This window comes from Bradyrhizobium sp. CCBAU 51745 (genome assembly GCF_028128715.1).
Classification (GTDB): domain Bacteria; phylum Pseudomonadota; class Alphaproteobacteria; order Rhizobiales; family Xanthobacteraceae; genus Bradyrhizobium; species Bradyrhizobium manausense.
The window spans coordinates 36,837-60,372 of the sequence record NZ_LBJP01000069.1 but is presented as its reverse complement, the minus strand read 5'-3'; the positions used below and the strand labels follow the sequence as shown (position 1 = coordinate 60,372).

Sequence of the window (23,536 nt, the reverse complement as noted above, 5' to 3'; positions counted from 1 at the left end):
ACTCGCTTCGCACTGGCGGGCCAGCGGATCGCCCTTCGCTCGTCATAGTTCGCGCTCCATGGCCGGATGACCGCGATTTTTGATTTTAATCCAGTGCTTCTGCCGGCCGCCCACGGTACGGTCGATCGCGATGCTTCAAAACCAGGCCGTCGCGTCCCATGCGGCACGCGGCCCGGAATAAATCGGGCCCGATCTCGCCCCGCTCGAAAGGGGCTACACTGATCCCGTCCGGCCGGCGAGCTAGATGCCGTAATGGGCCCTGCTCCGAGCAAGGGGTCATGATGGTGGCTGTCGCCCGATAGATGATGAAACGGGGTCACGACTTGAGTCGGCCCCAAGCATCTGGAGACGGAGGACAGCCGTGGAGAATTATGCCGGAATCGACATGTCATTGGAACTGTCGAGCGTGTGTGTTGTGGACGCCCAGGGTAAGATCCTGAAGGAAGCGAAGGTTGCAAGCGAACCCGACGCCTTAGTTGAGGTTTTTGAGACGCTCGGCTTTGCAGTGAAGCGGATCGGGCTGGAGGCTGGGCCGCTGTCGCAATGGCTGCATGCAGGCCTGAAAGGTGCGGGATTTGAAACAGTTCTGCTGGAAACGCGGCACGTGAAGGCCGCATTATCTGCAATGACGGTCAAGACGGATCGCAAGGATGCCCGCGGGATCGCCCACTTGATCCGGATGGGATGGTTCCAGCCGGTACACGCGAAGTCGGTCGGCGCCCAGGAGATCCGGGCATCGCGCAACCAACCCTCAAGGCCGTCGAGACGCTTCGGCCGCTCAGGCGACTTGAACGGCTTCACCCCGCCCGCCGCCACGTAGTCCTTCACCGTGTGATGGCTGCAGCCCAGCTGCCGCGCAAGCCGCTTCACACCCCACCCGCACGCCCTTAGGCGCAACATCTCCGCCACGTCATCCGGCGTCTTCATCACCTGCCCCCGTGGATCACTCCACGCCGAGCCTTCAGTGATTCGTTCCTGCTTCATTCACTCTCTCCTCAGCTATCCGAGGAGGGGGCAATTCCTCATGACGCCGAGGGGGCAGTTTTCCATGGCGCGCGACAAAGAGGCAGCGTCTTGGGCAGCAATGGCATTGCAATACAGCCCAGAATTTCCGCCGGACTGCGCGTCGCTGCCGCGAGCAACGCAATGGCCGGCCGACTCGAACAGGCACGCAAGGCCATGGCGCGTCTCCGGCAACTACGTCCCGCGTTCCGGGTATCCAACATCCGTGACCTGGTGCCTCATCGGCGGGCGATTGAACTTGCGCGATTTGAAGAAGGGCTGAGGAAAGCCGGGTTGCCAGAGTAAATTTGGTTCACTTGGGCAAACGCCTGACCGAAGGAAGCGCAAGGTCGGCAATTGGCCCGAATGGGAAGTTCGGGCGGCGCCTTCAGTTGTCGGTTATCGGGGTAGACCGGAAGCAACCGGCCGACCTTCCAAACGGCGCTCATGACCCATCTCGGACATTGAGACTTGGAGCCATCATACGAAACGTCTTAGCATTATTGATGTGACGAGGAGGACGACGCATGAAACGACGACAGTTTATCAAACTGGTCGGTAGCGCGGCGACCTCATGGCCGCTAGTGGCGCGAGCGCAGCATCAGGCCATGGCGGTGATCGGCTATGTCGATGGTTCGAGGGTGGCACTCACGGGTACTCAACAGCTTTTGGCTGCTATTCGCAAAACATTGGCGGCCAACGGATTTGTCGAAGGAAAGGACTTCCGGTTCGAATTCCGAGAGGCGGAGGGCCAGTTTAACCGTCTTCCGGGTCTGTATCGAGAATTGGTGGATCAAAAGGTCACCGTCATCGTAGCACCATCGACGGCTCAGCTTGAGGCCGCCAGATCAGCAACACAGACCATTCCAATCATTTTTTTGACAGGACTTGATCCAGTCGGAAAAGGGTTTGTCGCCAGCATAAACAGACCAGGCGGCAATCTCACCGGCGTTTTCAACCTTGCTTCATTGACTACCGGTAAGCGCGTGGAAGTTTTGCAAGAATTGGTTCCTTCTCTCAAGAAAATCGCTTTCCTTACAAATCGTCAGGATGTGGATCTCAGTCAGGCGGAAGCTAAGGCGGCCCAAGAAGCCGCGAGTTTGTTCCACCTAGACCTTTTAGTCGTGAGCGCCTCAAACGCAGACGAGTTGGAAGCGGCATTCGAGACCAGCATTCGGGAAGGTGTGGGCGCCATGGTCGTTGGCTCGAACGCACGTTTTTATGTGCTCGTTAAACCCTTGGCCGCACTAGCTACACGTTACCGCTTGCCGGTGATTCACATCTGGCAGGGCGCTGCTCGTGAAGGAGTGCTTGTCAGTTACGGGGCAGATCAAGATGAAAGCTGGGAGCTGGTTGGTTACTTTGTTGCGCGCGTACTCAAAGGCGAGAAGGTTGCAAACATTCCGGTGCAGCAACTATCCAAGACTAAAATGGTGATCAACTTAAACACCGCTAAGACTTTCGGCATTACGGTCCCCACATCACTACTGGGCCGCGCCGACGAGGTAATAGAATAGAATAATGGGCAAGTCGCCTATTGGCCCATCTCCGAAGTTGCGCCGCGTCAGACGGAGGTCCGTTCATGGCAGCAGAGCGGACCAGATTTGCTCAACCTGAGTTCTCAGCACTTTGACCCTGAGCTGACCTAGGCTGGGTCGAAATCCCGCAGCGCAGCAGTCCGCCGCCGTGGCTGATGTGCTATCGTCAGGCAGACGGTTGGGCGCCTGTATGAGGAGACTATGTTCGACAGGAGCGGCGCGAGTTCATCACATTGCTCGGCGGCGCGGTAGCATGGCCGCTCGCGGCGCGCGCGCAGCAGCCGGTGGAAGTCCCAAGAGTCGGTTTTGTCTATTCGGGGCCCAAAGCGGCGATGGCCCCTCGCATGGGGTCGATCCTGACCGGCCTTCAGGCTTCTGGCTACGCCGCTGCCGCACAAGTCGAGATTGTGGCCCGATTTGCGGAAGGCGACCCGGATCGGGTCGCTCCTCTGGTAAAGGACGTTATCGGGAAACATGTGAACGTGATCATAGCGGCTGCGCCTCAGGTCGTGCACGCGGCCCGCTCGGCCACGCGCACTATTCCAATTGTCGCTATCGACTTGGAAAGTGACCCGGTTGCCAGTGGTATGGTCGCCACGCTCGCGCGTCCCGGCGGCAACGTCACGGGCGTGTTCCTCGACTTTCCAGACTTCACGGCGAAGTGGATGGAGATGCTGGTCGAGTGCAATCCAAAGCTCTCGCGCGCTGCGGTGCTATGGGACCCCGCCACTGGACCCGTACAGGTCGAGGCGGTCGAGAAGGCGGGAGGAAAGCTGAACGTCCAACTGGATATTACAGAGGTACGGCGACCATCGGATTTTGATGCGGCCTTTTCAAGGGCGAACCAACACGGCTCCGGTGCCATGGTGATGTTGTCATCTCCGCTGATAGCCGACAGCTTGCCGATGCTGGCCGAGCTTGCTCTGCGCCACCGCTTTCCAGCCATTACGCTTTTTTCGGATTTCGCGCGAGCCGGAGGGTTGTTGGCTTACGGGCCGAATCTGCTCAGCCTGCTTCGGTTGAGCGGTGTCGTAGCTGGCAAAGTCCTGCGTGGCGCCAATCCGGCTGAATTGCCGATCGAGCGGCCAACAAAATTCGAAACGGTGCTCAACATGCGAACCGTGCTCGCTCTGGGTCTGTCGATTCCTACATCGCTTTTGTTGCGTGTCGACGAGGTGATCGAGTGACGATCTTTTCTGCTGCAGCGCATGAGCCCGAAATTGGCACGTGGCTGACCTCAGCCAAAAGGGCGGCGATGTCTGCTTCCGAGAGATGACCCGACCAAGGGCATGCTGGCCGCCGCGGGCAGCTTTTGACCCTGAGCGCACCCCCACGGGCCTTTTGCGAGGTCCCTCTGTCCGCTTGAATAGTCTTGGTTAGCGGCCTGAACGTATAGAGGGCAATAGGATGAACCGATCCACGGCCATCGATGCTGCCGAGGCGATTAGCACGTACATCTTGGCGAAAGATAGCAACCGTCCGCAATTGATGAAGGACGCTTTCGCGGAAGACTGCGAACTCGAAATGGTCGTAAAGACTGACGCCATCTCGTTTCCTGGCTCGGCAAAGGGATTGGAGGAAATTACCAAGGTTCTGGTCACAAACTTCGGCGACCAGTACGAGAATGTGCGGACGTTTTGCCTGTCGCGTCCAAGTTCAGATTACCTGCCGCACTTCCGTTGCGATTGGCTGGTCGGGATGTCGGCAAAGCAGGGGGGCGCTGTTCGTGTAGGATGCGGACACTATAATTGGCATTTCGGCTCCGACGATCATAGGCGTGTGAAAAAGCTCGCCATCGACATCGAAGCTATGTGTGTGCTTCCCGCCCAAACGCTAGAGCCGATCATGCAATGGCTCGCGGCTTTACCATATCCTTGGTGCTCAAACGTCCAAGCCTGCGAAAGTATTCCGGCCATTGACGCCCTTCGACCGGTCAAACGCTTCCTTGCGCCGACAAAAAAGGACGAGGCGGCCACCGTTTGAAGGTGATGAGCGATAGGTTTTTTTCGTCTGGAATTGGCCCATCGCTTCCATTAGGGCGTTGCAGCGAGATGTCCGGGATCGGGGGTAAAGCGGAAGCGCCCCAGCGCTGGTCAAATCAGCGCTGTTGACCCATCTGCGACGTCGATGCGTCGAGTTTCTTGTGATGCACAACACAGGGATATGCGGCCCGGTGGGTAAGCCGGCGCGCAGCTTGAAATCGCTGGGCTTGTTGGGCGTTACCTACTCGTCGTGCTGGTGTCGGCGCAATAATAACCGAGGAAGCTGCGACCCAGGGCGGGTCCGCCCTTCGGAATAGGGACCATGACTCAACCGCTTCTTTGGTGGATCACGATGAATCCAGGTCTCCGCTGGGACCCACCTATCGGGTCAAAAGTGATCGCGCGCGAAATCACAATCCTTGACGTCCGGCAGGAGCGCTGTGCTGACAATGCTGACGATCGCGCAGCCGAAGATGTAGAGCGCGATGACATAGCCCGAGCCGGTGGCGGCCAAAAGCGCCGTCGCGATCATCGGCGCCGGCCCGCCCGCGACCACTGCGGCTAGTTGAAAGCCGATCGAGGAACCGCTGTAGCGCAGGCGCGGCGTGAACACTTCGGCAGCCAGCGCCGCTAGAGGCCCCCACATCAAATCGTGGAAAAAGATTGCGACGATGGTCGCCAGGATCACCAGTCCGGGCTTGGCGCTATTGAGCATCGCGAAATAGGGAAACGCGAAAAGCCCGGTAGCGGCTGCACCGAACACATAGACCCGCTTGCGCCCGAGCCGATCAGACAGATACCCGGCTAACGGGATCGTAAAGAACGATATGAACGATCCAATCAGCAGCACGATCAGAATGAAGTCGCGCGACAGGTGAAGGACCTGTGTGCCGTAGGGGAAAATGAAGGCGATGTAGACGAAGATCGGCGCCATCTCGCCCATGCGCACGAGGGCGATGAGGACTATCTCTCTCGACTGCCGTTTGAAAACCTCGACGACGGGCGCGCGCGCCACCCGCTCCTCGGCGATCACCCTTTGGAAGATCGGCGTCTCGAGGATGCCGAGACGGATCCACAAGCCGATAGCGAACATGACAATGCTCAGCCAAAACGGGACGCGCCAACCCCAGTTCAGGAATTCTTCTCCCGATATGTGGCTGAACGCCAGGATCGCCAGCGTCGCCAGGAAGAACCCGGCCGGCCCGCCGAATTGCGGCCAGGCTGCGATGAGTCCGTGATTCCGGTTGGAGCGCGCCCACTCCATCGACAACAGCACCGAGCCGCCCCATTCACCGCCGACGCCGATGCCCTGAATAAACCGCAGGACAATCAGCAAGACCGCGCCCCAGACGCCGATCTGCTCATAGGTCGGGACGCAGCCGACTAGGAACGTCGACGCGCCAGTTAGCAATAGGGTCGCGATCAGCGCCGCCTTGCGGCCGACGCGATCGCCGTAATGGCCGAAGATCGCCGCGCCGATCGGGCGGGCAACAAAGCCGACCGCGAAAGTAGCGAACGCCTGTAGCGTCCCGGTGAGCGGCTCGGATAACGGAAAATACAGTTTCGCGAAGATGATCGCGGCCATCTGGCCGTACAGCATGAAATCGTAATATTCGATTGTCGTGCCGACCGTGCTGGCGATGACCGCCCGGCGCAGCTGAATGCGTTGCTCGAGATCGGATACCGGTGCGGCGGTGGCCGCGGTCATTGACGATCCTCCCGTGCAGGCATCGCCCGGCCGACGATAACATTGGCGGCGCGCCAATGCACGTGGCTACCACCTGCTCTCGCCGACGAATTGAGTAGGGACCGACTTCAGCGCTCGCACTGTGCTGCACATGCTCAGATCTCAAACCGGCACGACTCGGAGGATTCGGTGCGGGGCGACGGGAAAGACATTTTCTCAACCAGAGCCTCATGGGCCCTGGCCGCATTCGGACGTTGCTCTGGTCGGTGTTATTTGGCTTTGGTCAGTGCTATCGTCTCGCAGTTGCGATAGCCACGGCGTAATATGACGATTTGTCGGCAAGAAGAGCCGGAGTGTTGCCTCGATTGTTCTGCTTTTGGAAGCAGTGCTCGCAACGCGGGACGGTTGGGGTCCAGATTCCCGTCGGTGAATTGAGTCCCGTCCGAGGCAGAGAGCCCCATGCACCCGGGTCAGCAGTTGGAGTTTCTAAAGCGCGTTCAGATTCTGGCTGGCTTATCGCAGGTATCTTTGGAGGAGCTCGCCAAGTCGTCCAGATGGCATACCTACAAGCGCGGCGAAGAAATACTCGGGTATCGCGATCCTTCGAACAATGTATTCTTTCTTGTCTCCGGCAGGGTCCGCGCAATCATCCACTCGGCACGTGGGAAAGCCATCATCCTTAGGGACCTAAGGACGGGCGACATTTTTGGTGAGATTTCTGCCATCGACGGGAGTCCACGATCAGCATCGATCGAGGCACTGGAGGCAGCCACCGTCGCGACCCTAACCTCTAGTCAGTTTGAAAATCTGCTGCTCAAAGAGCCAAGCGTCGCAATGGCAACGCTGCGCCACATCGCGGCTGAACTGAGAAGATTGTCGCAACGCGTGTTCGAGTTCAGCACGCTTGTTGTGCAAAACCGAATTCAGGCGGAATTGCTCCGTCTTGCGGCTGAGGCTGATAGAGACGGAGCGCAACCGTTGTTGTCGCCGGCCCCATCGCTTTCCGACATCGCCAACCGTGTCAGCACTCATAGAGAAGCAGTTTCTCGGGAGGTAAGCCGTCTCACTTCGATCGGTCTGTTGCGTCGCGAGGGACGTAACCTGCGGGTCACCGACATCAGCCGTCTAGAGAAGCTTGTGCGCGACATCAAGGGCGAGTAGCCCACTCCCGGCTTCCTCGTGCGATGTGGCATACGATGGTCCGATCCCACCGCCCAGAATTTTTTTCATACATTGGCAAAACTCAACGCCCGGTGCGGTTCCCGGGCGTAGCCTCGCCTCACCGCGGCGACGACCATCATGTCTCAATCGGCTTACCGGAAGGCAAGAGTAACGAACGGAGCAAGTCGACGCATAGTACTTTGCACTGGTAACCTCAGTCACACTTGGACTTAAAATGGGCCCCTAACCTGGACCGGTGGAGGTACCGGCTCACATACGCGCCGGCGAATTGATTTATGTCATTTGGAATTGTGGTGCGATTTTCTGTTTGATTTGAGGAGGAGGATTGCCATGAAGAAAGTCTTCTTGGTGGCCGCTGTTGCGGCAATTATGGTAGTCGGCTCCCAGGCAGGGGCCGTAGAGCTTCCAAGCTTTGAATTGAAAGGCTTTCCGATCACGCGACATCAGGTCGCAGTTATGGGAGCGCAAGATGTTAAGGAACAGTCGGCGACCCCAACGCTGATGTACGGCGGGATGCCGGCGTCTCCGCATCAGATCGCCGTTCTGACGCCACGGCCCAGCGTGACGGCGAAGGCAACGGCCGTGAAGCTGACCACAGTCGGCTTGTCAGAGCGATAAGGCGACGGCGACGCGTGCTGCTGTAGTGGCTTCGGTGGTCATCTGCTCCGTTGCCATCACAACCTATCTTTAGGACTGCACCCGCAAACAAGGCGGCGGCAATGATGTGTCTGCCGGCCGAGTTGGGACTCCGGAGATTGCGCAATGAGCACGACCTATAGAGCATTAGGGTGGGACAGACGGCTGGCCCCTGGACCGCGCGTCGTCAGCTTTTTGGAAAGATATTGGGAAGCGTTTCAAGAAGGGCGCGAACGCGAGAGGCTACGCGCCGCTCTGTCCGATCTAAGTGACAGGGAACTGATGGACATCGGTACTTCGCGTGGCGAGATCGACTATGTCGCCTCGAACCGAGGTAGCGACCCCCGAGGCGTCCGATAAACGCAAGGCGAGTGCCATGCCAACTCGTCGTTCGCATCGCTCTCCCGGAGACCACGACCTCGCGATGCGTTTCTTTCAAGTCGATCGCTCTTGGTATGAAAGCTATTGGCTCGAGGAGCCCAAGCGGCAACCGGCCGGCATGATCGCTCGAAGTGTTACGACCGCAGCGTCGTGCCTTCGCCCAGCTTGGGATCGCTTGGCCTCAGTCCGACGAGCGCTGGCGATTGCCCTAACGACCAAAACCAGTCCCGGAATACGACAGTTGTGAATCTGCATTTCGTCTCCCCGGCGAGGACGGTCGTATGCTATGTTTTCAGCACATCATTCCTCCTAGGTCTGATGTGGACGGGCGGTCGGGCTTACGGACCGCCGAACGTCATTTGGTATTGGAATACTTGAGCCATTCGGCCCCGCCTCCGGACGCATTTCAAAAGTCAGCCGGGCGAAGTTTCATTAACGCATATCCCTCCGTTCTTTCCATTGACTCGGAGGCGGGTTTTTTCTGTCAAGTGTTACGACGAAGCGATTTTCGCATGTTTATTACCAAGAACCGAGCCGCTCCTCTCGACCGTATCGAAAGTGCGCATACCCTTAACGAGGGCCGCAGTTGGCATCCACACCCAGCCAGCGCCCCGGTGAATGGCCGGGGGTCGGCGTCAGGGTGAAGGTGTCGTCGAGTTGAAAGGTATCCTCAACAAGCAGTGCTTGGCCCGCCTTCATGGCTCTTCCCTCCGTTTGTTCTTGGGCGAGCTTTTTGTTGCTCAATCTTGCCATAAATCTCAGGACCGCCAAGGCGCTGGAGATGGAAATCCTGCCGATGCTCCACTCCGACGAGGTGATCGAATGATGTCGCCTGTTGGCCCTTCGGCGAAGTCGCGGCTCGCCGATTCATCGGCGAACCGATTTGGTGCGATGCGAAGCACAGCGAAATCGATCCGCGACGTGCTAAGGTGCGCCCTTCAGCGCGAGGACGAAGCCATGAGGCGGCGGGAGTTTGTCGTGTTGCTTGGGGGTGCAACGATTGCGAGGCCGCTCTGTGTACGCGCGCAACAGCCAGCTATGCCAGTGATCGGCTATCTCGGTATTGGCTCGTCCGACTCGGAGGTGCCTCTGGCCGCATTCCGTCAGGGACTAAGCGAAGCCGGTTACGCCGAGGGCCAGAACGTGACGATCGATTACCGCTGGGCGGAGGGTAACCCCAAACGGTTCCCCGCGCTCGCGGCTGAGCTAGTTATGCTCAAGGTCCATGTCATCTTGACCACTGGAGGCACACTCGCCGCCAAAGCCGCCAAGCGGGCGACGGCGACGATCCCTATCGTCTTCACTGCTGTTGGCGATCCGGTAGAAGAGGGCCTCGTCGCCAGCCTGGCGCGGCCTGGCGGTAACGTCACCGGGTTTTCTATCGCTCTTCCCGACCTTATCGGCAAGTTCCTGGAGTTGATTAAGGAAGCCGTGCCGGGGGCCAGTCAGGTCGCCCTTCTATTCAAACCAGATACCATGCCTGACCGCGTCAGAGAGCCCAGACTGAAAATGGCCGATGTCTCGGCGCGGGCGCTCGGCGTGAAGCTTCAGGTTTTTGAGGCGCGGGGGTGGGAGGACTTCGACGGGGTCTTCTCGGATATGTCCAAGACGGGCGCGGGTGCTTTGGTCGTATGGCCAACACCTCTGTTCTCACTTGAGCGACGACGCCTCGCTGACCTTGCGGCAGAGCATCGACTGCCAGCGGTCTTCTTCAGCAGGAACTTTGTCGAGGCTGGCGGCCTCATGTCCTACGGAACAAGTCTTCCCGATTTGAATCGGCGCGCCGCGATTTACGTAGGTAAGATTCTCAAGGGAACGAAACCGTCTGACCTGCCCGTCGAGCAGCCGACCAAATTCGAGCTAGTGATCAATCTCAAGACCGCCAAGGCGCTGGGGATCGCCGTTCCGACCTCGCTGCTCGCCCGTGCCGACGAGGTGATCGAATAGAGAGGCTGTTTGCTGCAGCGCATGAGTCCGGCTATGGCCCTAATGCGAAGATGTCACCGATGCGGTGCGGCTGAGCAATGATTGTGCCATTGATCACCCCTCCAGCAGGGCCTGACGGCAGGATTGCCGGTGGTTTGTGACTTCGGACGAGAGACTAACCTGAAAATGGAGTTCTGGAGCTCTGTTTTTGGCCTATGCCCAGAAGCTCAGTCTTCGCTGCGTCGGTTGGCATGAGAAACAGGACATCATGCTCGACGCCATTACCCTTGAAGCGGATACGTCAGGCCGCGGCTAACGACGGGTTTTTACTGGCGCCATTCCATTGCATATGATTTGCTTGGGCTAGGTGACGGAGGACACTTTCGTGGTTCACGCGCGCGTCGAGCGCCGGCTGGCAGCAATCCTGGCAGCTGACGTAGCCGGCTATTCACGGCTTATGGGCGATGACGAGGAAGGCACTCTTGCCGGATTGAAAGCGCACCGCCGGGAGCTGGTCGATCACAAGCTCAAGTCCCACCGCGGGCGTCTTATTAAAACGACTGGTGACGGAATGCTCGTGGAGTTTTCGAGCGCCGTTGAAGCAGTGAAGTGTGCTGTCGAAGTTCAGCGCGGGATGGTCAACAGGAACGCGAGTATTCCTCCCGATCGACGTATTGAATTCCGCGTAGGGATTAACGTCGGAGACATCATTGAAGATGAGGGCGATATCTTTGGAGACGGCGTCAATGTCGCCGCGCGGTTGGAAGGCATGGCGGTGCGGGGCGGCATCTGCATTTCCCGGCAGGTCCTTGATCAGATCGATGGTAAGCTAAAGCTCCCCTTTCGCGAGCTGGGCCGGCAGAACCTCAAGAACATCGCGCGACCGATCGAAGTCTATGCCATCGATCTGGGCAAGGACGGCTCGCCCGCAGCGCGTGTCCTATCGGCAGCAAATCTCAAACAGACCATCCGCTATTGCAGGGCCACGGATGGAGTGCGGTTGGCCTACGCGAAGGTTGGAAGTGGACCAGGCTTATTGCGATCGGCGCATTGGCTTGGCCACCTCGAGTATGACTGGGATCTTCCGCTCTACCGTGATTTTCTGCTCGGGCTTGCATCTTCATTCACGCTCGTCCGTTACGATGCTCGCGGCAACGGCCTCTCGGACTGGGACGTCGGCGAGCTCTCGCTTGACGCATGGGTCAGGGACATGGAAAGCGTGGCCGACGCGGCCGGGCTCGACAAGTTTCCGCTTCTCGGGTTTTCGCAGGGCTGCGCCGTTTCGATTGCGTTTGCGGTCCGGCATCCGGAGCGCGTAACGCACCTGATCCTCTATGGTGGGTTTGCGGTCGGCGCCAATAACAATCCAAATCTTTCGGCCGCCGATCGGGAGCGGTTCGCGGCAATGAAAACACTGATGAAGCTGGGTTGGGGCGCGGATGAGCCGACCTTCCGGCAGCTCTTTACATCCTCGATGTTACCAAGCGCCACCAAAGAACAGGTCGACGCCTTCAATGAGCTTCAGCGTCTCAGCGCCTCGGCGGAGTGTGCGGTACGTTACCTCGAAACTGTAGCGAATTTCGACGTCCGACACCTCCTCAAGCAAATTAAGGCCCCTACGCTCGTGATGCATGTTCGAGACGACCGCAGGGTTCCAATCTCTTTGGGCCGAGATATGGCCGCGGAAATTCCGGGCGCAAGGTTCGTCTCGCTGCCTGGCCAAAATCATATGTTGCTATCGCAGGATCCCGGCGCACCAATTTTCCAGGAGGAAGTGCGCAATTTTCTACTCTAGCACTTCGTGCGGCCGCGCGCGTGCTGCTTGATGCTCATTGGCGGCAACGGAATGTCGCCCTTGGCCCCCGGCTGACCTCAGCCGGGAGCGCGCCGACGTCTGCTTCCGCAAGATGACCCGACCGAGGGCATGCGGCTGCCAAGAGCCAGTTGACCTCCGGGCGGACAAAGCGGTCACATATCATCACCCCACGCAGGGAGGTTGCAATGAGCGATGCCGTTTCAAGTGGTCGCCGGGCTCTTATTACTGGCGCATCGTCCGGAATAGGGATGGTGTACGTGGAACGACTGGCACGTGAAGGCTATGATCTCATTCTGGTGGCGCGTCGGCGCGACCGACTTGTTGATCTGGCGGAGAAACTGAAGAGAGGAAACGGCATAGCTGCCGAGGTCGTTTGCGCCGATCTGACAGACAAGCAGGATTTGGCTAGAGTCGAGACGCTGGCCGGTGGCGACGAAGCGCTCAGCTTGCTGATCAACAATGCAGGCTTTGCGGGTTATCGGCCGTTTGTGTCAATTGATCCTGAGGTCATTGACGATCTAGTCGACATTCATGTGCGAGCGGTTGCGCGGCTTTCGCGAGCGGCTCTCCCGGGGATGGTTCGACGACGCAAAGGTGCGATCATTAATGTGGCGTCCCTGCTTGCCATCAGCGCTGTGCTGCCGCCAGACCCGCTGCCATCACGCGCGACCTACGCTGGCGCAAAGGCCTTTATTTTGGCCTTTACTCAGGCGCTGGCAGGCGAGCTGGAAGGCTCCGGAGTCGATGTCCAGGCTTGTCCTTGATCTCCTCCACGTCTTCTATGCTGCGATTGAGCCCGCTTCGGCCCATCGGTAAGTCGTGCCATCGACCCAGATCCGATGCAGGATCACTGCGAGCTTGCGTGCCAAGGCGACCTTTGCGCGCTTCGAGCCTCTCCGCTTGGCGACGTCCATCCCCCAGCGTTTGAGTTTTGAGAACCGCGTGATGCGCGATAGCAGAACGTTGGCGGCTTCATACAAGGCCGTCCGCACCGTCTCATCGCCGGCCAGCGTGATTCCGCCCGTGACGTCCTTTTCTCCCGATTGATATTTCTTTGGCGTGAGCCCGAACAGCGCGCCTGCTGCCTTCGATTTTACGATGCGATGAGGATCATCAATCGCCGATTTGTAGGTAACAGCCACCAGGGGGCCAACACCCGGTACTGTCATCAGCCGGCGACAGACTGCATCATCACGGACAATTGCCAGCACAGCCTTGTGTAGTCTTCCGTATTCTGCCTTCAGGGCCGATCGTGCCGAAAGCATCGCACCAGCAATGCGCTCCAATGTCGCTTGTCCCGCAACCAACTCTCGAATCCGCGCTTCGAAATTCTTTCGCGTCACCGGGCCAACCTTCAGACCGAAGCCGCGCAAAATCCCTCGGATACTTAATTCTACATCGATCAGCCGCCCGAGAAGCTGTTTGCGTGCGATCAGGAGTGCCCGGATCTCTTGCGCATCAACCGACTTTGCGTGTACCTGCCGAAACCATCCCATCCGGATCAACTGGGCGATCCCGCGGGCATCCTTGCGATCCGTCTTGACCGTCATTGCAGATAATGCGGCCTTCACGTGCCGCGTTTCCAGCAGAACTGTTTCAAATCCCGCACCTTTCAGGCCTGCATGCAGCCATTGCGACAGCGGCCCAGCCTCCAGCCCGATCCGCTTCACTGCAAAGCTGAGCGTCTCAAAAAACTCAACTAAGGCGTCGGGTTCGCTTGCGACCTTCGCTTCCTTCAGGATCTTACCCTGGGCGTCCACAACACACACGCTCGACAGTTCCAATGACACGTCGATTCCGGCATAATTCCCCACGGCTGTCCTCCGTCTCCAGATGCTTGGGGCCGACTCAAGTCGCGACCCCGTTTCATCATCTATCGGGCGACAGCCACCATCATGACCCCTTGCTCGGAGCCGGGCCCATTACCGCATCTAGTAGCTGCTGCAGGTTTATCTTCCGCATATGGAGGGGCAAGGACCGGAGATCATCGGTGCCCATGACGAGGATATCAAAAGCGTAAAGCTGCTCTTTATGGTCGTGCGGCCGGCTGTGCAGCGCGTTGAAGTCGCCGATGCCGTCTACCCCAAGGATGACGGCCTCCCCATCGATCACAAAGCGCTTCTGCAGGTTCTCGAGGGACGCTTCAGCAATCCGGGCGTAGCGCTTCGTCCAGTCGGTGCCGTTGCGGGAGAGCAGGCGCACTCGCTAAAAATCGACTGCGTGAAGGGCTCACGGGTGGTGAATCAGATCGGCGCCGTGTCCAGAGGCGCAGGAGGCTTCTCGCCGTGCCCGGTACCGGGGGCCTCGCATTCGATGCCTGGGAGCGCGTCTTTGCGGGGCTCGTGATCCGGACGCACCCGCAGAGTGGCAGAGCTCGACGGTCTCAACAATGCACCGCTGCGGCGACTGGCTACGGCTTGCGCTCTCGCTTCGTTGCGGCCAGGGCCGTTTTGAAGGAAGGTAGCAGGTCGCAAGCCACGCTCACTGGCGGAAAACTACGGTTGAGATATTGCTGAGGCGACCGTTGCAAACACCGATGGCGGAAGGGGTGTCTTGTCAACCACCTTGATTCAACTCCATTTTTCTTGCGCCTCGAAAGAATAGCTATGAGTTCTTGACCGAGCAGTGGGTTTCAAGTTGTTTCCTGCCGGCGCGCCCGCGGCTGCTTATTTTCCTGAACATCACCTCTTAGCAGCCCGATCTGCCGCCCTCGACGCGGGTGGTGCAAGTGGTCGCCGGCGTCTGGTTATGACTCGATGGAGTCGTTCGTTGACCAGGACGTCGAGAAGACGCTTAAAGGCTCACTCAAGGAACGTTCTTCCACGTGCCGGCGCGACTCGAGGCGTGAATCGTCTCAACGAGCGTTTGGATGCGCAGGCCAGCGCGGAAGTTGAATGGCTCCGGCTGACGTCCGGCGATAGCGTCAAGGTACCCTGCAGCTTCGATCGCTTTCAGGTCGTTGAAGCCAAGCTGATGGCCCGGTGCAACGCAGAACAAGCCGTATGGCCGATGGTCCGGGCTCGCCTCGATCCGGCGGAATCCCTGACGGCCGCGGCGGTCATCGGTCGAGAAGAAATGCAACTCGTTGAATCGTTCCTGGCTGAAGGCGAGGGCGCCTCTGGTTCCATAGACTTCGAAATCGTGTTGCATCTTCCGCCCGGTCGCAATCCAATTCCCCTCGATCGAGCCGGAGGCACCGTTCGCGAAACGGAGGAAGGCTCGCCCGACATCGTCGACTTCGACGCGCGTGCGCCCGCCTTTGCCGTCGGGACGTTCCTTGATCATCGTCACGCAATCTCCCATGACTCCGGTGATCGGTCCGGCGGCCGGACCTACTAAGAACTCGACCGTTGCCAACGCGTGGCTGCCAATGTCGGCCAGCGCGCCGCCACCAGCCGGATCATGCCGGAAGGTGAAGGGCCCAGCGCTGTCTGCCATGTAATCTTCGGCGTGGACCCCGCGGTAGCCGCGTAATTCGCCGAGTTCTCCGGCGGCGATCATGTCGCGCGCGAGTTGCAGCATCGGGTTACAAAGGTAATTGAAACCGACTTGTGTCTTTACACTGGCCGCTTCAGCGGCCTCGGCCATTTCGCGGGAGTCTGTCGCAAGCGGAGCCAGTGGCTTCTCGCAATAGACATGTTTGCCACCGGCAATCGCAGCCAAGGCCATTTCCTTGTGGAGCGCGTTGGGCGTGGTGATGTTCACAACGTCGATGGCTGGGTCCACCACGAGCGAGCGCCAGTCCGAGGTCGCGCGCGCGAAGCCCAGGGCTGAGGCTGCTTTCGCTGCCGCCTCGTCGCTGATGTCCGCGATCGTATGCAGTTCCAGTTCGAAAGGCAGATCGAACACGCGCGCGGCTATGGAGTAAGCGAAAGCGTGCGCTTTGCCCATGAAGCCACTACCGATGAGACCGATGCGGAGCTTCGGTTTGGTCATGTTGCAAATCCCTGATCACGATGAGGTCGGAGTTGAGGCGACTAGCGAAAAAGTCCAGGGCGGATGTCGTTGACGTTGCCCGTCATCAGCAATAGTTGTTGCCAAAAAATATTATTGTCAATATTTAATGCAAGAGGTTATGTTTCTCCCAAAGTGTCGAGGGAGGACATCACATGACCAGCGCCACAATCCGACTCACCATGGCCCAGGCCGTGGTGCGATGGCTGACTCAGCAGTTCATCGAGATCGAAGGTGTTCGCGTGCCCCTGTTCGCCGGCGTGTTCGGTATTTTTGGTCATGGGAACGTAACCTGCCTGTCCGACGCGCTGGAGGCTGTGCAGGATCGTCTGCCCACATGGCGCGGGCAGAACGAGCAGTCGATGGCGTTGGCAGCCGTCGGTTTTGCCAAGGGCAAGCTTCGGCGGCAAATCATGGTCGCGACTTCGTCCATTGGCCCCGGCGCGCTGAACATGGTGACGGCAGCGGGAACAGCTCACGCAAATCGCTTGCCGCTTCTTCTCATAGCTGGCGATACGTTCACCAACCGGCTGCCGGATCCGGTTCTTCAGCAGGTTGAGCATTTTGGCGACCCGACCGTTACGGTGAACGACGCTTTCAAGGCGGTTACGCGCTACTGGGATCGGATCACCCATCCCGCGCAGATCATTTCTTCGCTTCCGCAGGCGGTGGCCGCGATGCTCGATCCGGCTGACTGTGGCCCGGCCTTTCTCGCTCTGCCCCAGGACACACAGGAGGTGGCATTCGACTACCCCGAGGCCTTCTTCGAGTCTCGAACCTGGACCATTCCGCGGGCGCGTCCCGACCGTCAGAAACTCGCGGAGGCAGCCGCGCTGCTCAAGGCCGCGAAGAAGCCGATCCTCATCTCCGGCGGCGGCGTACGTTACTCGCTGGCGGGAGAGGTCGTCGCGGATTTCGCGGTCAAGCGTGGAATTCCCATTTTGGAGACGATCGCCGGCAAGGGCGCCGTGACCCACTATCACCCGGCCCATGCGGGCCCGATCGGAATTATCGGCTCAACCTCAGCGAACACGCTAGCAGCCGAAGCCGACGTGATCCTTGCGATCGGAACGCGTCTTCAGGATTTCACGACGGGTTCGTGGACCGCTTTCAGCCCGGACGCGCGCTTCATCTCGATCAACGCGGCCAGGTTCGATGCGGTGAAGCATCGTGCGCTAGCGGTGGTAGGGGATGCGCGGGAGACGGTTGCAGAGCTGGACGCGGAGCTCGGCGCGTGGCGAGTCGACCCCGCCCACATGACGCGTGCCCAGATGCTCTTCAGAGAATGGGACGCACTGCTCGAGTCATTGCAGGCCGCCAGCAATGCTCCGGTACCGACCTACGCGCAGATAGTCCAGGCGGTGAACGCGTCCGCCGGCGAGAGAGATACCTTGATTTCGGCTGCCGGCGGTCTCCCGGGAGAAGTGACAAAGGGCTGGCGCGTCAAGGCGCCGAATACATTTGATCTCGAGTTCGGCTTCTCTTGCATGGGCTACGAGATCGCCGCCGGTTGGGGCCATGCAATGGCCAATTCCGGGCCAGGCGGGCTCGGCGGCACGCCCATCGTGATGGTCGGCGACGGCACCTACTTGATGATGAACTCGGACATCTACTCGACGGTTCTGAGCGGCCACAAGATGATTGTTGTGGTCTGTGACAATGGCGGGTTCGCAGTGATCAACCGGCTGCAACAATTCAAGGGCGTGCCAGGCTTCAACAATCTGTTGACCGATTGTCGAGTTCAGAATCGCGACAATCCTCCTCACGTTGATTTTGCCAAGCACGCCGAGTCGATGGGCGCGGCTGCACGGCGTTGCGAGAGCCTTGCCGACCTTGTTGCAGCGCTCGAATGGGCCAAAGGCAACGATCGCACCACGGTGCTTACGATCGCCTCGGATGCGTATTCGTGGGTTCCTGGCGACGCCGACTGGGACGTCGGCGTCCCCGAAGTGTCCTCGCGCGAGGCGGTTCGAAGTGCGCGCAAGCAACAAGAAGCTATCCGCGCGAAGCAGCGCATCGGAGTGTGATGAGCCATGAAAGCGAAACTTGGAATTGCCCCCATTGCCTGGTGGAACGACGATCTTGCGGAGCTATCCGATGACGTGAGTCTGGAGGAGTGCTTGCGTCAGGCCAGTGTCGCCGGTTTCACGGGAATGGAAACCGGTCGGCGTTTCCCAATGAACATGACGGAACTCGGGCCGATACTCGCCCGGTTTGAGATTTCCGTGTGCGGCGGCTGGTTCTCCGGCCTTCTGCTTGACGGCGACATCGAGCGAGAAAAGGACCGCATTCGCGCCCAGATGGACTTCTTCATTGCGGCGAAGGCGCCCTGCATCGTCTACGGCGAAACTGCGCGTTCGATTCAGGGCAATCGCTCCGCGCCGCTCGCTACCAAACCGAGGCTCTCGGACGAGGAGATGAAGGCCTATGGACGCAAGATGACGGCTTTCGCCGAGTGGTGCGCGGGGCAGGGAATGCCGATCGCCTACCATCACCACATGGCTGCAGCGATCGAGACCGAAGCTGAACTCGACCTGCTCATGGCGAATTCGGGAGAGGCGTTACCGCTGCTGTTCGATGCAGGCCACATGGCTTTTGCCGGCGGCAACGTCTTGCGTGTGATCGACAAGCATCATTCCCGCATCAGTCATGTGCATACCAAAGACGTCCGCAGCGGCGTCATTGAGAAACTCGACCGGAAGCGGGAGAGTTTCCTCGACGCGGTGGTGAAAGGTGCGTTCACCGTGCCAGGCGATGGCTCGCTCGATTTTGCCGCGATCATCGCCCGCCTCGCGTCCTATGGCTACGAGGGGTGGTTCGTCGTCGAAGCGGAGCAGGACCCCAGGATCAGCCCGCCGTTGGAAATGGCCAGGAAAGGGCATGCGGAACTGATCCGCTTGATGGCGTCGGCCGGTTATGAGGTCGTGCCATGAACCGCACCGATCGGGTGTCGCCGAATTCCAGGAACCGCTCCGGTCTTGCCCTGGATTGGCGGGACAATATTGGCACGAGACGGGGTGTGGAGGCGAAATGAGCATCGGGATAGGAGTCATCGGAACAGGTGTGATGGGCGCCGAGCATGCTCGGATACTCCGACAAGAGACCCCTGGTGCTCATCTTGCGGGGATTTTTGACGCGGACGTGGCTCGGGCGCAGGCAGTTGCCTCTGGAGCAACCGTCTTTTCGAATCCTCAATCGTTAATCGCGTCGGATCAGATCGACGCGATCGTGATTGCATCTCCCGATTCGACACACGCGTCGCTAACACGCGCATGCATCGCGGCGGGCAAGCCGGTTCTCTGCGAAAAGCCGTTGGCGTCTTCAGCAGCTGATGCCCGGGACGTGGTGCAGGCAGAAGTCGGTTTGGGACGTAGGCTCATTCAGGTCGGATACATGCGCCGGTTTGACCCTGGCTATCGGGAGATCAAGCGCGTCAAAGACGCCGGTCACTTGGGTAGGGCCGTGCTATTGCACAACGTGCACCGCAATGCTCGCGCGCCGGATTGGTTCAACGGCCCGATGGCCATCACGAATTCGTTCGTCCACGAGATCGACGTCAGCCGTTGGCTCCTGGGATCGGAGATGGTTTCTGCGCGCGTAGAAGCGGGGCCGGGCGGCGAACCCCTCATGATCATGATGAAAACCGACAAGGACGAGATTGTTTCGACTGAGGTTTTCGTAAACGCCAGCTACGGCTATCACGTCCATGTCGAGTTGGTAGGTCGGCAAGGCACGATATCGCTGGCTCCGGCATCGCTGACGTTGCTGAACAGGGACCGAGCTGGTGGTCTTTCGTATCCGGACAATTGGGTGCCTAGGTTCGAAGAGGCATACCGCAGGCAGATGGCCGATTGGGTCAGCGCAGTGAAAACCGGTGCCTCAGTCGGAGCGAGCGCATGGGATGGCTATGTCGCCTCGGCCATTGCGGAGCAAGTCGCTGAGGCACTCGCCGGAGGGGGTGTGGCAACCCTGAAATATGGACCGCGTCCTCCGTTGTATGATTGATAGCGAGCGAACGCCGTTACCCGCTGGACCCGGGAGAGGGAACGATGATCAAGTATGCAGTTGTCGGCGCGGGCTGGATTTCGCAGCAAGCCTTTCTGCCAGGGGTTGCGCAGTCCGCAAACTCAAAGGTCGCCGCGATCGTGACGGGCGATCGGGACAAGGCCGCCCGTTTGGCGGATTTCTATGGTGTCGGCCGGATCGCCGACTATGACGGATACGATGCGCTTCTAAGAAGCTCTGAGATCGATGCAGTGTATATTGCTCTGCCCAACGACTTGCATGCAGACTACGCAATTCGCGCAGCTCGAGCCGGCAAGCACGTTTTGGTCGAGAAGCCGCTGGCCACAAGCGAAAAGGATGCTCTCGCCATGATCGCCGCCGCGCGTGAAGCCGGCGTATTTCTGATGACGGCGTACAGGCTCCACAACGAACCCGGAACCGTCGCGGTTCTCGAGCACGTTCGCAGCGGCGCGATCGGCCAACCGCTTTTCTTGCAATCGATTTTCAGCTTCCAGGCAGCGGCAGGCAACCACAGACTTAAAGCTGCGAGTTGGGGTGGCCCGCTCCAGGACGTCGGCGTCTACTGCGTCAATGCGGCTCGTCACCTCTTCGCCGAGGAGCCGATCGAGGCAATGGCCATGGTCAACCGACCGATCGATGACCCGCGCTTTCGCGAAGTGGAAGCATCGGTCGCAGCCTTACTGCGTTTTCCTTCCGGCGGTCTGGCGCAATTCGTCGCCAGCTTCGGGGCCACTGCTGTAGACACTTATCGGGTCGTCGGAACGTCGGGCGATCTCGAACTCGACCCCGGCTTCAGGTTCGAGACTGCAACAAAACTGCGCTTGCGCCGCGACGGCGATGTCCGAGAAATCACCTTTCCGCAGACCGACCACTTTGGTGCGCAGGCGGAATACTTTTCAGATTGCATCGAGCATGGAACGCCGCCGGAGGCTGATGGCGAGGAGGGCCTGGCGGACTTGCGTGCGCTGGTCGCAATTGAAAAAGCGGCCCTGACCGGACAGCCACAATCCATTGCATCTCCTCCACGTGGCCGCCATCCAACGCCCGACATGGTGCGAATGGTCCCAGTAACCGATCGGCGACTTGTTTTGTGAGGCGCTGCGTGCCGTTCGGGCCTTGCCGGATGACGAAAGTCGAGAACGTGACGAGCCACCGCAAGAGTTGTTTATTAACTAGTAACTGTTGGGATCCGCGGGTTGATGTCCTTCTGTAGTCTTGCTGCCAGCGCCACCGTCAAGGCCTGGGCAAGGCACATCGGAGCGGCAAGGGAACGCGAAAACGTGTATTCATGCTCTGGGACGGCGAACAGAACGCGGGCACTCTTTGCCAGTGGAGACAGTGTGCTGTCCGATATCGCGATGATGGGAATCCCATTGCGCCCGGCTTCGTCCACGACATTGACGACCTCGTTGGCGTAGAACCGGAACGATACCGCCAAGAGCACGTCCTTCTTGCGGATCGTGCGCCCGATGTGTGTCGCGAGTCCGCCCCCTGCGTCGAGCAAAACGCAGCGCTTTCCCAGCATGGTCAATATGTAACGAAGGAATTCGACGACGGGTGCCGAACGCAATTGCCCGATCAGAAAAACGGAATCGGCCTTTTCAAGGAGGGTGACCGCGTCCGCGAGAGCTTTCGGCGAAATGTCCGCGAGCATGTCCTGAAGGGAGGCAATGTCCCGAACCACCAAGTCGCGCAGGAAACCAACTTCGCTGCGATCGGCGCGGGCACCCAACTCGATGTCCAGAGCTTTGATGCGGGCCTCGAAACCCGGGGCGGCGGTTGACAGGCGCCGTTGAAATAAGGCCTGCAGCTCCTTGAAACCTTCATAGCCAAGTGACTGGGCAAAGCGCACGAAGCTTGAGGCGTGGATGCCGCAGCGATCGGCGATTGCGTTTACCGACAGGACCGCGACATCATTCGGGTTCTGGGTCAGATAAACGGCAATCTTTTGATAAGACTTGCTCATGTCATCATGGCGATCGTGGATGACACGGATCAATTCCTCATAGTCTTCCGGTGTCTTCACGCCCTGCATTTAATGTGCTCTCGTCACTGGTTCATAGTGTGCGGATGCTGACAACTTCATTCTCGTTCGGAACGTTGTCCTCTCCAAAAATTCAGCGAGCGCCAGGGCGTCGGCATTTGGTCGAGTATCCAGCTGCACAGCCTGGCCGTTGACCGGACGGGTCAAGGACCAAAGAGACTCGCGCGCCCTCGCATCACCATCCCTGGCGGCGGAGCACATCATCGATAGCGCCGGCGAACATTTATTGACACTTATGCATATCCGCAATATCTCTTGCAAGCAAATCGAACATTCGTCGGCGTTCATTGCGGGCGTTCGCGACGCTGCGCCGTCCCAAGCGACATTCGACGACGGATACCGCGCGCTCATGCTCGCGGAGGCAGGTCGAGTCCGGCAGGACCGGAAGAAGGTCGGAGTTCGCAATATCGCGTGCACCTTGAGGGTCCCTTTGGCGTCGAGCAGCAGCGACACGCCGAGCAGCGCTCCGACTCTTGGAGAACCCAAATGACTTCGATGCATGGAAAGATCGCGATTGTCACGGGGGGAACCCAGGGGCTCGGTGCCGCCATCGCCAAACTGTTCGCCGAGCGCGGCGCGCAGGGCATCGTCACGTGCGGTCGTGATGAGGCGAAGGGGCGAGCAAAGGCCGATGCAATCGCCACAGCCACGGGCGCTGCCGTGGTATTTGTGCGCGCTGACCTGACGAAGACCGAGGATTGCGCCAGAGTCGTTGCTGAGGCGGACAGGGCCTTCGGGCGCGTCGACGCCTTGGTGAATGCTGCGGGCGATACGAGCCGCGGCACCATCATCGATACAAGCCCAGAATTATTTGACAAGATCTTCGCCGTCAACGTGCGTGCCCCGTTCTTTCTGATGCAGGACGCGATCAAGCTGATGCGCCGCGACAAAGTGCAGGGCACGATCGTCAATGTCTCTTCAATGTCGGCGATGGGTGGCCAGTCCTTCATTGCGGCCTATTGCGCATCGAAAGGCGCGCTCGACACGCTGACGCGAAATACTGCCCATGCGCTGCTGCGCAACCGCATCCGTGTGAACGGTCTCAACATTGGTTGGATGGCCTCAGAAGGCGAGCTCAACACGCAGGAGGTCTACCATGGCCGGTCCGCGAGTTGGCTCGAAGAAGCGGCCGCGCGGCAGCCTTTCGGCCGATTGCTCGATCCCACCGAGGTGGCGCGCGCCGTTGCGTTCCTGTCCTGCGATGAGTCTGGAATGATGACGGGGGCCACGATCAACTTCGATCAAAGCATTTGGGGCGCCTATGATGCGTCACCGCATCCGGAAGCGCCGCTCTGAGACGATTCGAGGCCAATGGCTTTTCTCTGCGGCAAGCGGGCGACGGCATGGACGGGATCGCGCCAG

At 59.3% G+C, this 23,536-nt stretch carries 19 protein-coding genes and 2 pseudogenes; 16 read left to right on the top strand and 5 right to left on the bottom strand.

Features of this window, described 5'->3' with window-relative positions; translation table 11 throughout:
- Window positions 1-361 precede the first annotated feature (361 nt).
- The 5 genes and pseudogenes from XH98_RS17015 to XH98_RS17000 all read left to right on the top strand — a co-directional run.
- Window positions 362-733, top strand: a pseudogene (locus XH98_RS17015) (IS110 family transposase); the annotation flags it as partial.
- A gap of 395 nt (window positions 734-1,128) precedes the next feature.
- Window positions 1,129-1,308, top strand: a pseudogene (locus XH98_RS41140) (winged helix-turn-helix domain-containing tetratricopeptide repeat protein); the annotation flags it as partial.
- A 221-nt stretch (window positions 1,309-1,529) separates the two neighbouring features.
- Entirely contained in the window at window positions 1,530-2,519 is a 990-nt protein-coding gene (locus XH98_RS17010) for an ABC transporter substrate-binding protein (RefSeq protein WP_271597351.1), read from the top strand.
- A 254-nt stretch (window positions 2,520-2,773) separates the two neighbouring features.
- Window positions 2,774-3,727 carry an ABC transporter substrate-binding protein gene (locus XH98_RS17005; protein WP_271619330.1) on the top strand — a complete coding sequence of 318 codons (954 nt, stop codon included), beginning with the start codon at window positions 2,774-2,776 and terminating at the stop codon, window positions 3,725-3,727.
- A 220-nt stretch (window positions 3,728-3,947) separates the two neighbouring features.
- Window positions 3,948-4,523, top strand: a complete 576-nt coding sequence (locus XH98_RS17000; RefSeq protein WP_271598025.1) for a hypothetical protein — start codon at window positions 3,948-3,950, stop codon at window positions 4,521-4,523.
- Window positions 4,524-4,910: 387 nt separating this feature from the next.
- Here the strand turns inward: XH98_RS17000 and XH98_RS16995 are convergent, their stop codons facing one another.
- Window positions 4,911-6,230: an MFS transporter gene (locus tag XH98_RS16995; protein WP_271619329.1), complete on the bottom strand. Its 1,320-nt coding sequence runs from the start codon at window positions 6,228-6,230 to the stop codon at window positions 4,911-4,913.
- Between the two features lie 438 nt (window positions 6,231-6,668).
- Here XH98_RS16995 and XH98_RS16990 point away from each other — a divergent pair, with 438 nt between their 5' ends.
- The 6 genes from XH98_RS16990 to XH98_RS16965 all read left to right on the top strand — a co-directional run bounded on the left by XH98_RS16990 (window position 6,669) and on the right by XH98_RS16965 (window position 12,914).
- Window positions 6,669-7,370, top strand: coding sequence for a Crp/Fnr family transcriptional regulator (locus XH98_RS16990; RefSeq protein ID WP_271598023.1), 702 nt, complete (start codon window positions 6,669-6,671; stop codon window positions 7,368-7,370).
- Between the two features lie 351 nt (window positions 7,371-7,721).
- The gene (locus XH98_RS16985; protein WP_271598022.1) at window positions 7,722-8,009 is read left to right on the top strand and encodes a hypothetical protein; all 288 of its coding nucleotides are present in this window, start codon (window positions 7,722-7,724) and stop codon (window positions 8,007-8,009) included.
- 144 nt (window positions 8,010-8,153) lie between these two features.
- Window positions 8,154-8,387 carry a DUF1127 domain-containing protein gene (locus tag XH98_RS16980; protein ID WP_220004746.1) on the top strand — a complete coding sequence of 78 codons (234 nt, stop codon included), beginning with the start codon at window positions 8,154-8,156 and terminating at the stop codon, window positions 8,385-8,387.
- 843 nt (window positions 8,388-9,230) lie between these two features.
- On the top strand, window positions 9,231-10,355 hold the full coding sequence (locus tag XH98_RS16975) for an ABC transporter substrate-binding protein (protein WP_271619328.1): 1,125 nt from the start codon (window positions 9,231-9,233) through the stop codon (window positions 10,353-10,355).
- A gap of 364 nt (window positions 10,356-10,719) precedes the next feature.
- Complete coding sequence (locus tag XH98_RS16970) at window positions 10,720-12,129, top strand: alpha/beta fold hydrolase (protein ID WP_271619327.1); 1,410 nt, start codon at window positions 10,720-10,722, stop codon at window positions 12,127-12,129.
- Window positions 12,130-12,335: 206 nt separating this feature from the next.
- Window positions 12,336-12,914: an SDR family NAD(P)-dependent oxidoreductase gene (locus XH98_RS16965; protein ID WP_271619326.1), complete on the top strand. Its 579-nt coding sequence runs from the start codon at window positions 12,336-12,338 to the stop codon at window positions 12,912-12,914.
- Between the two features lie 15 nt (window positions 12,915-12,929).
- Here XH98_RS16965 and XH98_RS16960 read toward each other — a convergent pair whose 3' ends face one another.
- From XH98_RS16960 to XH98_RS16950, 3 genes are all read right to left on the bottom strand, one after another.
- On the bottom strand, window positions 12,930-13,964 hold the full coding sequence (locus XH98_RS16960) for an IS110 family transposase (RefSeq protein WP_271598016.1): 1,035 nt from the start codon (window positions 13,962-13,964) through the stop codon (window positions 12,930-12,932).
- Window positions 13,965-14,043: 79 nt separating this feature from the next.
- Window positions 14,044-14,352 carry an ATP-dependent DNA ligase gene (locus tag XH98_RS16955; protein WP_333932163.1) on the bottom strand — a complete coding sequence of 103 codons (309 nt, stop codon included), beginning with the start codon at window positions 14,350-14,352 and terminating at the stop codon, window positions 14,044-14,046.
- Between the two features lie 603 nt (window positions 14,353-14,955).
- Complete coding sequence (locus XH98_RS16950; RefSeq protein ID WP_271619325.1) at window positions 14,956-16,086, bottom strand: Gfo/Idh/MocA family protein; 1,131 nt, start codon at window positions 16,084-16,086, stop codon at window positions 14,956-14,958.
- Window positions 16,087-16,259: 173 nt separating this feature from the next.
- Between XH98_RS16950 and iolD the strand changes: the two genes are divergently transcribed.
- The 4 genes from iolD (at window position 16,260) to XH98_RS16930 (ending at window position 21,224) form a co-directional block, all read left to right on the top strand.
- Window positions 16,260-18,131: a 3D-(3,5/4)-trihydroxycyclohexane-1,2-dione acylhydrolase (decyclizing) gene (gene iolD / locus XH98_RS16945; protein ID WP_271619324.1), complete on the top strand. Its 1,872-nt coding sequence runs from the start codon at window positions 16,260-16,262 to the stop codon at window positions 18,129-18,131.
- Between the two features lie 6 nt (window positions 18,132-18,137).
- Complete coding sequence (gene iolE, locus XH98_RS16940; RefSeq protein ID WP_271619323.1) at window positions 18,138-19,037, top strand: myo-inosose-2 dehydratase; 900 nt, start codon at window positions 18,138-18,140, stop codon at window positions 19,035-19,037.
- A 97-nt stretch (window positions 19,038-19,134) separates the two neighbouring features.
- A complete protein-coding gene (locus tag XH98_RS16935) occupies window positions 19,135-20,109 on the top strand; it encodes a Gfo/Idh/MocA family protein (RefSeq protein WP_271598012.1) in 975 nt (324 codons plus the stop codon).
- A 44-nt stretch (window positions 20,110-20,153) separates the two neighbouring features.
- Window positions 20,154-21,224: a Gfo/Idh/MocA family protein gene (locus XH98_RS16930; RefSeq protein WP_271619322.1), complete on the top strand. Its 1,071-nt coding sequence runs from the start codon at window positions 20,154-20,156 to the stop codon at window positions 21,222-21,224.
- 74 nt (window positions 21,225-21,298) lie between these two features.
- Here XH98_RS16930 and XH98_RS16925 read toward each other — a convergent pair whose 3' ends face one another.
- Window positions 21,299-22,165 (bottom strand): MurR/RpiR family transcriptional regulator, encoded by an 867-nt coding sequence (locus XH98_RS16925; protein ID WP_271619321.1) that lies wholly within the window; start codon window positions 22,163-22,165, stop codon window positions 21,299-21,301.
- 495 nt (window positions 22,166-22,660) lie between these two features.
- Here XH98_RS16925 and XH98_RS16920 point away from each other — a divergent pair, with 495 nt between their 5' ends.
- A complete protein-coding gene (locus XH98_RS16920; RefSeq protein ID WP_271598029.1) occupies window positions 22,661-23,470 on the top strand; it encodes an SDR family oxidoreductase in 810 nt (269 codons plus the stop codon).
- Window positions 23,471-23,536: the final 66 nt, after the last annotated feature.